The 13,824-nt window shown below is 71.2% G+C and carries 12 protein-coding genes; 7 read left to right on the plus strand and 5 right to left on the minus strand.

Annotated elements, in window-relative coordinates; all coding sequences use genetic code 11:
• Positions 1 to 250 precede the first annotated feature (250 nt).
• The 4 genes from ACYVMZ_RS11665 (at position 251) to ACYVMZ_RS11680 (ending at position 5,390) form a co-directional block, all read left to right on the plus strand.
• Entirely contained in the window at positions 251 to 1,015 is a 765-nt protein-coding gene (locus tag ACYVMZ_RS11665) for an IclR family transcriptional regulator (RefSeq protein WP_461078371.1), read from the plus strand.
• 298 nt (positions 1,016 to 1,313) lie between these two features.
• Positions 1,314 to 2,108 (plus strand): MIP/aquaporin family protein, encoded by a 795-nt coding sequence (locus ACYVMZ_RS11670; RefSeq protein WP_461078373.1) that lies wholly within the window; start codon positions 1,314 to 1,316, stop codon positions 2,106 to 2,108.
• 97 nt (positions 2,109 to 2,205) lie between these two features.
• Positions 2,206 to 3,765 carry a glycerol kinase GlpK gene (gene glpK / locus ACYVMZ_RS11675; protein ID WP_461078375.1) on the plus strand — a complete coding sequence of 520 codons (1,560 nt, stop codon included), beginning with the start codon at positions 2,206 to 2,208 and terminating at the stop codon, positions 3,763 to 3,765.
• A gap of 8 nt (positions 3,766 to 3,773) precedes the next feature.
• On the plus strand, positions 3,774 to 5,390 hold the full coding sequence (locus ACYVMZ_RS11680) for a glycerol-3-phosphate dehydrogenase/oxidase (RefSeq protein WP_461078377.1): 1,617 nt from the start codon (positions 3,774 to 3,776) through the stop codon (positions 5,388 to 5,390).
• A 283-nt stretch (positions 5,391 to 5,673) separates the two neighbouring features.
• On the opposite strand, the gene ACYVMZ_RS11685 is transcribed toward ACYVMZ_RS11680, so the two are convergent.
• Entirely contained in the window at positions 5,674 to 6,561 is an 888-nt protein-coding gene (locus ACYVMZ_RS11685) for a TIGR03620 family F420-dependent LLM class oxidoreductase (RefSeq protein ID WP_461078379.1), read from the minus strand.
• 188 nt (positions 6,562 to 6,749) lie between these two features.
• Here ACYVMZ_RS11685 and ACYVMZ_RS11690 point away from each other — a divergent pair, with 188 nt between their 5' ends.
• Together ACYVMZ_RS11690 and ACYVMZ_RS11695 are read left to right on the plus strand one after the other, a co-directional pair.
• Positions 6,750 to 7,421 carry a FadR/GntR family transcriptional regulator gene (locus ACYVMZ_RS11690; protein WP_461078381.1) on the plus strand — a complete coding sequence of 224 codons (672 nt, stop codon included), beginning with the start codon at positions 6,750 to 6,752 and terminating at the stop codon, positions 7,419 to 7,421.
• 395 nt (positions 7,422 to 7,816) lie between these two features.
• On the plus strand, positions 7,817 to 8,815 hold the full coding sequence (locus tag ACYVMZ_RS11695) for a PAC2 family protein (RefSeq protein ID WP_461078383.1): 999 nt from the start codon (positions 7,817 to 7,819) through the stop codon (positions 8,813 to 8,815).
• Between the two features lie 342 nt (positions 8,816 to 9,157).
• On the opposite strand, the gene mshC is transcribed toward ACYVMZ_RS11695, so the two are convergent.
• From mshC to ACYVMZ_RS11715, 4 genes are all read right to left on the minus strand, one after another.
• A complete protein-coding gene (gene mshC, locus ACYVMZ_RS11700; RefSeq protein WP_461078385.1) occupies positions 9,158 to 10,387 on the minus strand; it encodes a cysteine--1-D-myo-inosityl 2-amino-2-deoxy-alpha-D-glucopyranoside ligase in 1,230 nt (409 codons plus the stop codon).
• A gap of 174 nt (positions 10,388 to 10,561) precedes the next feature.
• Positions 10,562 to 11,380: an SCO1664 family protein gene (locus ACYVMZ_RS11705; RefSeq protein WP_461078387.1), complete on the minus strand. Its 819-nt coding sequence runs from the start codon at positions 11,378 to 11,380 to the stop codon at positions 10,562 to 10,564.
• Complete coding sequence (locus tag ACYVMZ_RS11710; RefSeq protein WP_461078389.1) at positions 11,344 to 11,934, minus strand: DUF3090 domain-containing protein; 591 nt, start codon at positions 11,932 to 11,934, stop codon at positions 11,344 to 11,346. The genes ACYVMZ_RS11705 and ACYVMZ_RS11710 overlap by 37 nt, the downstream gene beginning before the upstream one ends.
• Positions 11,935 to 12,028: 94 nt before the next feature.
• On the minus strand, positions 12,029 to 12,715 hold the full coding sequence (locus ACYVMZ_RS11715; protein ID WP_461078391.1) for a histidine phosphatase family protein: 687 nt from the start codon (positions 12,713 to 12,715) through the stop codon (positions 12,029 to 12,031).
• A gap of 107 nt (positions 12,716 to 12,822) precedes the next feature.
• On the opposite strand from ACYVMZ_RS11715, the gene corA reads away from it, so the two are divergent.
• Positions 12,823 to 13,818 carry a magnesium/cobalt transporter CorA gene (gene corA / locus ACYVMZ_RS11720; protein WP_461078546.1) on the plus strand — a complete coding sequence of 332 codons (996 nt, stop codon included), beginning with the start codon at positions 12,823 to 12,825 and terminating at the stop codon, positions 13,816 to 13,818.
• The last annotated feature ends 6 nt before the right edge of the window (positions 13,819 to 13,824 follow it).

Below are 13,824 nucleotides of genomic sequence, written 5' to 3' on the forward strand. Positions count from 1 at the left end.
CACGGGAATCCGGGAAAGGCGCACGGCGCCAGCGTAACCGGGAGTGGGCTTGGATGGGCAGGGCGTCCACGGGCCGGACGCCGATGGCGGACAGACCTGCCGCTGAGCGACCGATGGGCCGGCTGAGACGAAACACGGGGCGACCGACCATTGGCGAGAGGTCGGCAACGACCGGTAGTGTTCGGCATTGCCGAACAGCGGCAGCGGCGTCGCGGGTCGACGGTCGAAGGGGACGGGAGGCAGTACGGCGATGGCACGGAACATCCAGTCGCTCGAGCGGGCGGCCGCGATGCTGCGGCTGCTGGCGGGCGGCGAACGGCGGCTCGGCCTGTCGGACATCGCCTCGTCGCTGGGCCTCGCCAAAGGCACCGCCCACGGGATCCTGCGCACCCTCCAGCAGGAGGGGTTCGTCGAGCAGGACGAGGCCTCCGGGCGCTACCAGCTGGGCGCCGAGCTGCTGCGGCTCGGCACGACGTACCTCGACGTGCACGAGCTGCGGGCGCGTGCCCTGGTGTGGGCGGACGACCTGGCCCGCTCCAGCGGCGAGAGTGTCTACCTGGGCGTCCTGCACCAGCAGGGCGTGCTGATCGTGCACCACGTCTTCCGGCCCGACGACAGCCGGCAGGTCCTGGAGATAGGGGCCATGCAGCCGCTGCACTCCACCGCCCTGGGAAAGGTGCTGTCGGCCTACGACCCGGTCGCGCACAGCGAGGCGATCGAGGCCGACCGCAAGGCGTTCACGGACCGTACCGTGTGCGAGCTGGAGGACTTCGAGCACATCCTCGACCTCACGCGCGCGCGTGGGTACGCGGCCGACGTCGAGGAGACCTGGGAGGGCGTCGCCTCCATCGCCGCCCCCATCCACGACCGGCGGCGCATGCCGGTCGGCGCGGTCGGCATCACCGGCGCGGTGGAGCGGCTGCGCCGGGACGGGGAGCTGCGTCCGGAGCTGATCGCGGCCGTACGGGACTGCGCCCGCGCGGTGTCGCGGGATCTGGGCGCCGGGCGGTTCTGAGCGCCGCACACACCCGCGGGACGGGCACCGGGGCGTCGTACGGCGCTCCGGCCTCAGCCGTGCCCCGAACGGGGTATGTCAGGCGAAGCCCCGCACATCCCGCCTGAAGATCGCAAACCCGTGACGATCAATAACGATCGTGCTTTCGATTACAGAACTCTTGACGTGCCCGTAACGCCGAAGCAAGACTCCCGTCCATCGGTCGGCATTGTCGAACACCTACCGGCAATACGCGCTAGAGTGTGACACCGCCAGGCCGGTTGTACCTCCCCCTGGACGAAGGACAAAGGAGTCGCGGGTGTCCAGCTCCGACATCTTCATCGGCGAGACCATCGGTACCGCCATACTCATCCTGCTCGGCGGCGGAGTGTGCGCCGCCGTCACGCTGAAGGCCTCCAAGGCCCGCAACGCCGGCTGGCTCGCCATCACCTTCGGGTGGGGCTTCGCAGTGCTCACGGCGGTCTACACCTCGGCGCCGCTGTCCGGCGCCCACCTGAACCCGGCCGTGACCGTCGCTCTCGCGATCAAGGACAGCGACTGGAGCAACGTTCCGGCGTACTTCGCCGGACAGCTGCTCGGCGCCATGATCGGCGCGGCTCTGGTCTGGCTCGCCTACTACGGCCAGTTCCACGCCCACCTCACCGACAGGGAGATCGTGGGCGGGCCCGGCGCGCAGGCCACCGCCGCCAAGGCCGTCGAGGCGCAGGAGAAGGGCGCCGGCCCGGTGCTGGGCGTCTTCTCCACCGGCCCCGAGATCAGAGTCGTGTGGCAGAACCTCGCCACAGAGATCATCGGCACGATCGTCCTGGTGCTCGCCGTCCTCACGCAGGGCCTGAACGACAAGGGCAACGGCCTCGGCACCCTGGGCGCCCTGGTCACCGCGCTCGTGGTCGTTTCGATCGGCCTGTCCCTCGGCGGCCCGACGGGCTACGCGATCAACCCGGCCCGGGACCTCGGTCCGCGTATCGTGCACGCCCTGCTGCCGCTGCCCAACAAGGGCGGCTCCGACTGGGGCTACGCCTGGATCCCGGTGGTCGGTCCGCTGGTCGGCGGCGCGATCGCCGCAGGCATCTACAACGTCGCGTTCGCGTGACGCAACCGAGCTTCATCCCATTGAGCTACGGAACAGCGAAACTCACAGCACGCGCCGTACGTAAAGCCCATAACCACGGATTTTCCAGGAGCACACAGTGACCGACGCCCACACCGCCGGCATCGCCTCCCACGGCCACGGACCGTTCATTGCGGCCATCGACCAAGGCACGACCTCTTCCCGCTGCATCGTCTTCGACCGCGACGGCCGCATCGTCTCCGTCGACCAGAAGGAGCACGAGCAGATCTTCCCGAAGCCGGGCTGGGTCGAGCACAACGCCACCGAGATCTGGACCAACGTCCAGGAGGTCGTCGCCGGGGCCATCGAGAAGGCCGGCATCACCCGCGACGACATCAAGGCCATCGGCATCACCAACCAGCGCGAGACGACCGTGCTGTGGGACAAGAACACCGGTGAGCCCGTCCACAACGCCATCGTCTGGCAGGACACCCGCACCGACGCCCTGTGCAGGGAGCTCGGCCGCAACGTCGGCCAGGACCGCTTCCGCCGCGAGACCGGCCTCCCCCTGGCCTCCTACTTCGCCGGCCCCAAGGCCCGCTGGCTGCTCGACAACGTCGACGGCCTCAAGGAGCGCGCCGAGGCGGGCGACATCCTCTTCGGCACCATGGACACCTGGGTCATCTGGAACCTGACCGGCGGTGTCGACGGCGGCAAGCACGTCACGGACGTCACCAACGCCTCCCGCACGCTTCTCATGAACCTGCACACCATGGCGTGGGACGAGAAGATCGCCGAGTCCATCGGTGTGCCGACGCAGATCCTCCCCGAGATCCGCTCCTCCGCCGAGGTGTACGGGGAGATCAAGGGCGGCAAGCTGGGCGACCTGCTCGGCGGTATTCCGGTCGCCTCCGCGCTCGGCGACCAGCAGGCCGCCCTGTTCGGCCAGACCTGCTTCGCCGAGGGCGAGACCAAGTCGACGTACGGCACCGGCACCTTCATGGTGATGAACACCGGTGACAAGCTCATCAACTCCTACAGCGGCCTGCTGACCACCGTCGGCTACCAGATCGGCGACGACAAGCCGGTCTACGCCCTGGAGGGCTCGATCGCCGTCACCGGCTCGCTGGTGCAGTGGATGCGCGACCAGATGGGCCTGATCTCCACCGCCGCCGAGATCGAGACCCTCGCCCTGTCGGTCGAGGACAACGGCGGCGCCTACTTCGTACCGGCCTTCTCCGGACTGTTCGCCCCGTACTGGCGCTCCGACGCGCGCGGTGTGATCGCCGGCCTGACCCGGTACGTCACCAAGGCGCACCTCGCGCGCGCCGTCCTGGAGGCCACCGCCTGGCAGACCCGCGAGATCGCCGACGCCATGACGAAGGACTCCGGCGTCCAGCTCGCCACCCTCAAGGTCGACGGCGGCATGACCTCCAACAACCTGCTGATGCAGACGCTCTCGGACGTCCTGGACGCCCCCGTGGTGCGCCCGATGGTCGCCGAGACGACCTGCCTCGGCGCCGCCTACGCCGCCGGTCTCGCCGTCGGCTTCTGGACCAGCACCGACGACCTGCGCGCCAACTGGCGGCGGGCCGCCGAGTGGACCCCCCGCATGGACGCGGAGACCCGCGACCGTGAGTACAAGAACTGGCTCAAGGCCGTCGAGCGGACCATGGGCTGGCTCGAGGACGAGGAGTAAGAAACCGCATGACCAGTCAGTCCACCCTGCAGTCCGTGCCTGCCCTGGGCACGCGCCCGGCCTACGGCTCGAACCCGAGCCGAGCCGAGACCCGGGAGCAGCTCGCCAAGGCGTCGTACGACCTTCTCGTGATCGGCGGCGGCATTCTGGGCATCTCCACCGCCTGGCACGCCGCGCAGTCCGGCCTCAGGGTGGCTCTGGTCGACGCCGGCGACTTCGCCGGTGCCACCTCCTCCGCCTCCTCCAAGCTGCTCCACGGCGGTCTGCGCTACCTGCAGACCGGCGCGGTGAAGCTGGTGGCGGAGAACCACTTCGAGCGCCGTGCGGTCTCCCGCCAGGTGGCCCCTCACCTGGCGAACCCGCTCACGTTCTACCTCCCCGTGTACAAGGGCGGGCCGCACGGCGCGGCGAAGCTCGGAGCGGGCGTCTTCGCCTACTCCGCGCTGTCGGCCTTCGGTGACGGCGTCGGGCATCTGCTCTCGCCGGCCAAGGCGGCGCAGGACGTGCCCGAGCTGCGCACGGAGAACCTCAAGGCCGTGGCCGTGTACGGCGACGACCAGATGAACGACGCGCGGATGGCGCTGATGACGGTCCGCGCGGCCGTCGAGGCGGGCGCGGTGGTGTTGAACCACGCCGAGGTCACGGGCCTGCGCTTCACCCGGGGCCGGGTCACCGGTGCCGAGCTGAAGGACCGGCAGTCCGGTGACGAGTTCGGCGTCGACGCCCGTCTCGTCCTGAACGCGACCGGCCCGTGGGTCGACCACCTGCGCAAGATGGAGGACCCGAATGCCGCGCCGTCCATCCGCCTGTCGAAGGGCGCGCATCTGGTCCTGAAGCGGACCTCCCCCTGGCGGGCCGCTCTCGCCACGCCCATCGACAAGTACCGCATCACCTTCGCCCTCCCCTGGGAGGACATGCTCCTGCTCGGCACCACCGACGAGGAGTACGAGGGCGACCCGGCGGACGTGGCGGTCAACGAGAAGGACATAGCCCAGATCCTCGACGAGGCCGCCTTCTCCATCCGCGACCAGCAGCTCAGCCGCGACCTGATGACGTACGCCTTCGCGGGCCTGCGTGTGCTGCCGGGCGGCCCCGGCGACACGGCGAAGGCCAAGCGCGAGACGGTGGTCACGGAGGGCCGGGGCGGGATGCTGTCCGTCGCGGGCGGCAAGTGGACCACGTTCCGCCACATCGGCCGTACGGTCATGAAGAAGCTGGAGTCGCTGCCGGGCCACCCGCTGGGCGACGACTTCGAGCCGATCTCCTCGCTGCCGAAGAAGCTGCCGCTGCCGGGCGTCGCCAACCCGCGCGCGGTCGCCCACCGCCTGCTGGTCGACCACCCCGCGCCGGGCCCGCGCATGGCCGCCGACACGGCCAGGCACCTGGCCACGCACTACGGTTCGCTGGCCTTCGACATCGCCCGCCTGGCCAACGACGACCCGGCGCTGGCCGAGCGCGTCCACCCGGACGCCCCGGAGATCTGGGCGCAGGTCGTCTGGGCCCGGGACCACGAGTGGGCCGAGACGGTCGACGACGTGCTGCGCCGCCGTACGACCCTGACGATCCGCGGCCTGGCCACGGACGAGGTCCGCGCGAAGGTCCAGGACCTGCTCGACAAGAAGTAGTCACCGGGCCCCGGCTCCCCCGCACGGGAGCCGGCACCGAAAGGGGCGACTCCACGCCGACGGAGCCGCCCCTTTCGCGCACCCGCCGCCGCTTCCCGGCCACTGTCCGGCTGTCCGGCCGGGACGGCGATGGGGCGGGGCCACGCTGCAGCCGCCCCGTTTCCCGGGCCGCCACCGGCTCCCGCCCGTGCACCGCCCGGGACGGCCACAGGTCAGCCGCCCTCCAGCCGCCCTGTTCCCCCGCCCGCCACCGACTCCGGCCGCTCCCCCTGACTCCGGCTGCTCACGGCCTCCCGGGCAGCAGCGCCTCGCCGAGTCGGCGCCAGTGCGGCATCGCCGACCGGCCCGGCTCGATGCCGATGACCTGGACGGCGACGTGGTCGGCGCCGGCGTCCACGTGGGCGCGGAGCCGTTCGACGATGCGGTCCAGGTCGCCCCAGAACACCAGGTCGTCGACGAGCCGGTCGCTGCCGCCGCCCGTGAGCTCCTCCTCCGCGTAGCCGAGCCGGCGGAACTTGGCGATGTTGTACGGGGTGTTCAGGTACGGGTGCAGGTGCTCGCGGGCGATCCCCCGGGCCGTGGCGGGGTCGGACTCGAACAGCACCGCGTGTTCGACGCCGAGGAACGCGTCCGGGCCGAGGATCCGCCGTGCCTGCGCGGTGTGGGCGACGTTGACGTGGTACGTGTGGGCACCGGCCGTGCGGTCGCGGGCCAGTTCGAGCATCTTGGGGCCGTACGCGGCCAGAATGCGGCGGATCGGGGCCTTCGGCGCGGGGCCGGGCGTCTGGAGCGCGTCCATCTCGTCGAGGTACGCGGCCATGGCGGCGAGCGGCTTGACCCCGGGCCGGGGCTTGCCACCGAACCCCAGTCCGAGCACGTGCCGGTCGGGGTGGGCGTCGGCCAGCAGAAGGGCGGCGCCCTGGGTCCACCGGGCCTCGCGGGACCAGATCTGGGCGATGCCGTTGACGACATGCAGACGCTCGGTGCAGGAGAGCAGGTAACCCGCGAGGGTGAGCGCCTCGCGTCCGAGCACTTCGGGAAACCAGACCGCGCGCCAGCCCTGCTCCTCCAGCTCCTGGACCGAGGCGCGCAACTGCGCGGCCGGCTGGTGCTCGAAGTCGAACGTGTAGAGGCCGAACGTGCCGAGGTCCAGGCCGTCGAGGCTGCCCATCGTGTTTCTCCTCGTGTCGTCTCGTGTGCGTCGCCGTGTGCGTCACTCATTGGCCCATCAGCGCCCATCAGTACGATGATGCATCGCAACATCGCAGAATCTCGATATGAAGCGCAAGGACGGGTCCAGTCCTCCGGCGCCCGCATAATGACCTGGACATCGGAGGTCTGAACAAGGAGAGGCCGGCCATGGCGGTCACCGACGAGGCGATCGAGAAGATCAAGGGGATGATCGTCTCCGGCGCGCTGCGCCCCGGCGACCGGCTGCCCAAGGAGAGCGAACTCGCCACCGAACTGGGGCTGTCCCGCAACTCGCTGCGGGAGGCGGTGCGCGCGCTGTCACTGATCCGCATCCTGGACGTACGGCAGGGCGACGGCACGTACGTCACCAGCCTCGACCCGCAACTCCTGCTGGAGGCGCTCAGTTTCGTCGTCGACTTCCACCGCGACGACACGGTCCTGGAGTTCCTGGCCGTACGGCGCATCCTGGAGCCGGCCGCCACGGCGATGGCGGCGAGCCGCATCAGTGAGCAGCAACTGGACGCGCTGACCGCCCAGTTGGACAAGCTCGGCGACGATCCGTCCGTGGAGGACCTCGTCGCCTGCGATCTGGAGTTCCACCGGGGCATCGTGCAGAGCTCCGGCAACTCCGTGCTGTGCTCGCTGCTCGACGGGCTGTCGGGCCCGACCACCCGGGCCCGCATCTGGCGCGGCCTCACCCAGGAGGACGCGGTCGGCCGCACCCTGCGCGAACACCGGGCGATCCTGGGCGCGTTGCGCGACCGGGACGCGGAGGCGGCGCGGTCGTGGGCGACGGTGCACATCGCGTCCGTGGAGCAGTGGCTGCGTTCGACCCTGTAACCGGCCGGCAGGGCCAGGTGGCAGCGGGCGGTGGCGTACTGGCTCCAGGCGGACTGCCGGACGCCGATGGCGCACCAGCCCCCGTGCCGATCACGGCACGGCGACGGCCGCCCCGGCCGCCGCCCGGCCACCGGCTGCGCCACACGGACCGCTGCGCGATTCGGACATCCGATCTCTGGACTCATCCCGACGTGCCGGTCCCCCACACCCCTGGCTCGCGGTTCGCGGCTCGCCGCCGAAACCGGTCCGGAACAGCTCGGATCACTCCAGGGTGTTCCAGGGTGGCTCGCGGGGCAGTGATGGGGTCACTCCCCCGTGCAAGGGGGCTGCGGGCGCCCCCTTGGCACGCCGTAAGGTTGGGGCGTACGCGAGGGCACGTCGGAAGGAGGCACTGGGTGATCGAGCTCGAGGGGGTTCCCGAGCTGATCGACCCGGTCATGGTGGCCGCGTTCGAGGGCTGGAACGATGCCGGCGACGCCGCCTCCACCGCGGTCGCGCATCTGGACAGGGAATGGAAGGGCGAGGTGTTCGCGGCGCTGGACGCCGAGGACTACTACGACTTCCAGGTGAACCGCCCCACGGTGTTCATGGACGGCGGCGTCCGCAAGATCACGTGGCCGACGACAAGGTTGTCGGTCGTCCGGGTCGGCGGCGAGAAGCCGCGCGATCTCGTCCTGGTCCGCGGCATCGAGCCGTCCATGCGGTGGCGCTCGTTCTGCAACGAACTGCTCGGCTTCGCGCACGAACTGGGCGTGGAGCTGGTGGTCATCCTGGGCGCCCTGCTCGGCGACACCCCGCACACGCGTCCGGTCCCGATCAGCGGGACCACGTCCGATCCGGATCTGGCCCGCAGGATGGATCTGGAGGAGACCAAGTACGAGGGGCCCACGGGCATCGTCGGCGTCCTGCAGGAAGCCTGTACGCACGCGGGCGTCCCGGCCGTCTCGCTGTGGGCGGCCGTCCCGCACTACGTGTCGCAGCCGCCCAACCCCAAGGCCACGCTGGCCCTCCTCAACCGCCTGGAGGACCTGATCGACGTGCGCATCCCGCTGGGCGAGCTGCCCGAGGACGCGCGTGCCTGGCAGGTGGGCGTGGACCAGCTGGCCGCCGAGGACAGCGAGGTCGCCGAGTACGTCCAGACGCTGGAGGAGGCCCGGGACACGGCCGAGCTGCCGGAGGCGTCGGGCGAGGCGATCGCCCGCGAGTTCGAGCGCTACCTGCGGCGCCGGGACGGAGCCGGCGGCCCGCCCGGCGGACACGCCACCGCGGAGGGCGGCGACGTCCCGCCCGGCACGTCCGGCACGTCGTTCCTGCGGGACAACCCCAGCGGTCGTACCCGCCCGCCGAAGCCGCCGAAGGCGGCCGGGGACGACGAGGAGTCGTCGGAGGACTGACGGGGTGGGGCGCGTACGTCCCACCCCGCCCGGGTGTGTACGCCCCACCCACTGGCTCAGACCTGGTCCACCGCCACCGCGTCGTACCCGGTGTCCGGCGTCGGCTCCACTTCGAACCGCGCGTTGGGCAGGACAGGCGGCTGCCCCAGGCCGCGACGGTCGTGGGGATGCGGAAGCGCGGGTCGGTGATGCGGGCGGTCTCAACAGACGCTCAGAGCCCGCCACATGACCGGGGGCCTCCGCAGGCGTTGACCGCGGAAGCCCCCTTGTCGTTTTCCTGCTCTCCTGTGTCCCGCTCTTCCAGAGGGCGACTGCCCGCTGTTCCAGAGGGCGACTTCCCGCTTAGAGGGCCACGCCGAGCAGTGCGTCGACGGCGCGCGAGACGACACCGGGCGCGCCCGGGTCCGTGCCGCCGCTCTCCTGCTGAAGCGCGGCCCAGCGGTCGACGGAGGCGAGCGCGGCGGGAGCGTCCAGGTCGTCGGCGAGGGCGTCGCGGATCTCCTCGACGAGCGCCTCGGCGGGCGGGCCGTCGGGCCGGGACACCGCGGCCCGCCACCGGTCGAGCCGGGCCAGGGCGTCCTGGAGGACCTGGTCGGTCCACTCCCAGTCGGCCCGGTAGTGGTGGGCGAGCAGCGCGAGCCGGATGGCGGCGGGGTCGACGCCCTCGCGGCGCAGCCGCGAGACGAAGACCAGGTTGCCCTTGGACTTGGACATCTTCTCGCCGTCGAGGGCGACCATGCCGGCGTGGACGTACGCCTTGGCCATGGGGAACTCGCCGGTCAGCACCTGGGCGTGGGAGGCGCCCATCTCGTGGTGCGGGAAGGCGAGGTCGGAGCCGCCGCCCTGGACGTCGAAGCCCATGCCGAGGTGGTCCAGGGCGATGGCGACGCACTCGATGTGCCAGCCGGGCCGCCCGCGGCCGAGCGAACCGCCGTCCCAGCTGGGCTCACCGGGCCGGGCCGCCATCCACAGCATCGGGTCGAGGGGGTTCTTCTTCCCGGGCCGGTCGGGGTCGCCGCCCCGCTCGGCGGACAGCAGCCGCATGGCGGCGGCGTCGAGGCCCGAGACCTTGCCGAAGTTCGGGTCGGACTCGACGGAGAAGTAGATGTCCCCCTCGAGTTCGTAGGCGGCGCCGAGGTCCCGCAGCCGCTCGACGAGCGGCACGATGCCGGGTATCGCCTCGACCGCGCCTATGTAGTGCCGCGGCGGCAGCATCCGCAGGGCCGTCATGTCCTCGCGGAAGAGGGCCGTCTCCTTCTCGGCGAGGGCGGCCCAGTCGATGCCGTCGCGCTGCGCCCGCTCCAGGAGCGGGTCGTCGATGTCGGTGACGTTCTGGATGTAGTGAACCTGCCGCTTGGTGTCGAGCCACACGCGCTGCACGAGGTCGAACGCGTTGTAGGTCGCCGCGTGCCCCATGTGGGTGGCGTCGTACGGGGTGATGCCGCAGACGTAGATGCGGGCGACGGGACCGGGGTCGAGGGTGACGAGGCCGCCGGTCGCGGTGTCGTGGATCCTCAGGTCGCGGCCCTGACCAGGCAGGGCGGGGACCTCGGAAGCGGGCCAGGCATGCATGCCATGAGCCTAACCGGACTGAAGTTCCATATACGAACCGGAGCGGACCGGATGGCCGGGAAGGCGATCTTGCGCTTGGCCGCCACTCGTGCAGCCGGACCGTTCGCGCGGCCGGGCAGGAGGCCTGCGTGGCTGGACAGGAGGTCTTCGCGCCCGGACAGGAGGCCTTCGCGGCTAGACCGGAGGCCAGGGAATCGCAGGCCACTCCCCGCTCGGCTCCGGGTGCTTCCCCGACGCGAGCAGCGCGTCGACACGCGCGCGCGTGGCGTCCAGCTCGGCGCCGGTGATCAGCCCGGCCAGCCGCCCGGCGAGCTCCCCGCCCTGCGCGAGGCCCTTCTTCAGGCCCTTGAGGACATCGACCGCCTCCTGAGTGAGGGGCTCCCCCGCCCAGCCCCACAGCAGCGTCCGCAGCTTGTTCTCGACGTTGAAGGTCACTCCGTGGTCGATGCCGTACAGCCGCCCGTCCCCGGCGGGCAGCAGGTGCCCGCCCTTGCGGTCGGCGTTGTTGATCACCGCGTCGAGGACCGCGAGCCGCCGCAGCCGCTCGTCGTCGGCGTGCACGAGCAGCGCGGTCCGTCCCGCCCCGACCTCGGCGAACCCGATCGCCTTCCAGCCGGGCCCGGGTTCCTCGCCCTCCACCAGGGCGAGCAGCTCCGTGTCCGCCGTCGCCTCGATCCACAGCTGGCACATGCCCTCGCCGTACGGCCCGTCCCGCAGCACGGTGGGCGGGACGAGCCCCCAGCCGGTCGCCTCGGAGACCTCGTACGCGGCGACCTCGCGCCCCGCGAGCGTCCCGTCGGGGAAGTCCCACAGGGGCCGCTCCCCGGCGACCGGCTTGTAGACGCAGGCGGCCTCACGGTCCTCGTAGGTCACCGTGCAGTACAGCGCCGCGTTGGAGGCCTCCCGGATGCGTCCGCGCACCGTCAGCTCACCGCGCGCGAGCAGGTCGGCGGCCGTCACGCTCCGCGGCGGTATCCGTTCTGGCGCGGACATACGTGTCCTTCCGGGTCGAGCGGGAGGCTGCACAGCGGGCACGGCGGCCGCCCGGCGTTGACGACGTCGAGGGCGCGCTTGGCGAAGGCCCGGGCCTGCGCGCCGGTGAGCCGGACCCGCAGCATCGGGGGCCCGTTCTCCTCGTCCTGGAGCAGCCGCTCCTCGGCCTCGGCGAGGTCCTCCTCGGAGTCGGCGTCGAGCTCCACGAGGGCCTGCGCCTCGACGATCATGCGCTGCTCCTCACCGTCCCAGGCCAGCGCCATGGTGCCGACGCGGAACTCCTCCTCGATGGGGGTGTCGAGCGGCGCGGTGTCGGTGATCTCGGTCGGCGCCATGGCGGGCACCGCGGCGCTGCCGCCGCTGCGGCGTACGACCTCGTCCAGCAGCTCTTCCATGCGCTCGGCGAGCGCGGCGACCTGGGTCTTCTCCAGGGCCACGCTGGTCACCCGGGAGCCGGCGGAGGCCTGGAGGAAGAACGTACGGCGCCCTGGCAGTCCGACCGTACCGGCCACGAAACGGTCCGGTTGGTCGTAGAGGAACACCTGACGGGACACGTCCTGTCTCCATGGGAATCGAGGGTTCGAAGGAAATCGGGGCAATCGGGGATACGGCACTGCTGCGACCGCTTCACCCTACTGCGCGAGACGATCACGGTGCGCCCGCACCGCCCCCTACCGGCGCTTCGTCGGCCGGCGGTTCCTCGCGCGGCACCAGGGACGCGAAGTCACCGGTGTCGCCGAGGCGGACGAGAAACGGTCGCAGTCGTGTGTAGCGGATCGCGGTGATGGAACACGGTTCAACGGAAATCCGCTGGAAGAGGTCGAGATGAAGTCCGAGTGCGTCCGCGACGAGAGATTTGATGATGTCGCCGTGCGAGCACATGAGATAGACGGCGTCGGCGCCGTGGTCGCGCTCCACGCGCGCGTTCCACTCGCGTACGGCTTCGGCGGCCCGGGTCTGCATCGCCCGCATCGACTCGCCGCCGGGGAACCGGGCCGCCGACGGGTGCGCCTGCACCACCTCCATCAGGGGTTCGTCCTTCAGCTCGGCGAGCTTGCGGCCCGACCAGTCGCCGTAGTGGCACTCCCCGATGCGCTCGTCGGTGTGCGCCGTGAGCCCGGGGCGGGCGTCCAGCAGTGGCCGGATCGTCTCCCGGCAGCGCTGCAGCGGACTGGTGACGACCTCGGCGAGGGGCAGCTCGGCGAGCCGCGCGGGCAGCGCGGCGGCCTGTGCGGCCCCGCGTTCGTCGAGAGCGACGCCGGGCGTCCAGCCGGCGAGCAGTCCCTCGGTGTTGGCGGTGGAACGTCCGTGCCGGACCAGGATCAACGTGGGCATGCGGCCCAGCGTAGGCGCACGCGCGCGTGCGGTGTCGTTCGAGTGGCGGGAGTTCAGGTGACGGGAGTGCGAGTGACGGGAGTTCGGATGACGGGAGTATGCGCCTCGTGATCGTCGACTGTGCCATCTACCGCGACGGGCACCGTACGGAGGGCCCCGACGACTTCTCCGAAGCGCTCGGCGAGGCGCGGGCGGCGGGCGGTTTCGTCTGGATCGGGCTGCACGAGCCGACGGAGGACGAGTTCGACCACGTCACCCAGGAGTTCGCCCTGCACCCGCTGGCCGTCGAGGACGCCCTGAAGGCCCACCAGCGGCCCAAGCTGGAGATCTACGACGACTCGCTGTTCGTGGTCCTCAAGCCGGTCGTGTACGAACCGCGGAGCGACGCCGTCTCCACCGGCGAGATCATGATCTTCCTGGGCGACTCGTTCGTGGTGACCGTCCGGCACGGCGAGGGCGCCCCGCTCAAGGCCGTCCGGCACCGCCTGGAGCAGGAGCCGGAACTGCTGGTCAAGGGCCCCACCTCGGTGCTGTACGCGATCGCCGACGCGACCGTCGACCACTATCTGGACGTGGCGACCGAGCTGCAGACCGACCTGGAGGAGCTGGAGGCGGAGGTGTTCTCGCCGGACGGCGGCGGTTCCCGGCACACCGCGTCCCGGATCTACACCTTCAAGCGGCAGATCCTGGAGTTCCGGCGGGCGACCGGACCGCTGGCCCTGCCGATGAGCCGGCTGGCGGGGACGGCACCGTTCGGTGTGGCGGTGCCGTTCGTGAACGACCGGGCGCGGCCGTTCTTCCGGGACGTCAGCGACCACCTCACGCGCGTGAACGAGTCGGTGGAGGGCCTGGACCGGCTGGTCTCGGACATCCTCTCGGCGCATCTGGCGCAGATGAGCGTCAGGCAGAACGACGACATGCGGAAGATCTCCGCGTGGGCGGCCATGGCCGCGATCCCCACGATGATCGCGGGGGTCTACGGCATGAACTTCGAGCACATGCCGGAGCTGCGCTGGGTGTGGTCGTATCCGGCGCTGATCGGGGTCATGGCCGTCCTGGAGGTGCTGGTGTTCCGGCTGTTCAAGCGCCGGGGGTGGTTGTAGGGCCCG

Source organism: Streptomyces deserti (assembly GCF_054782695.1).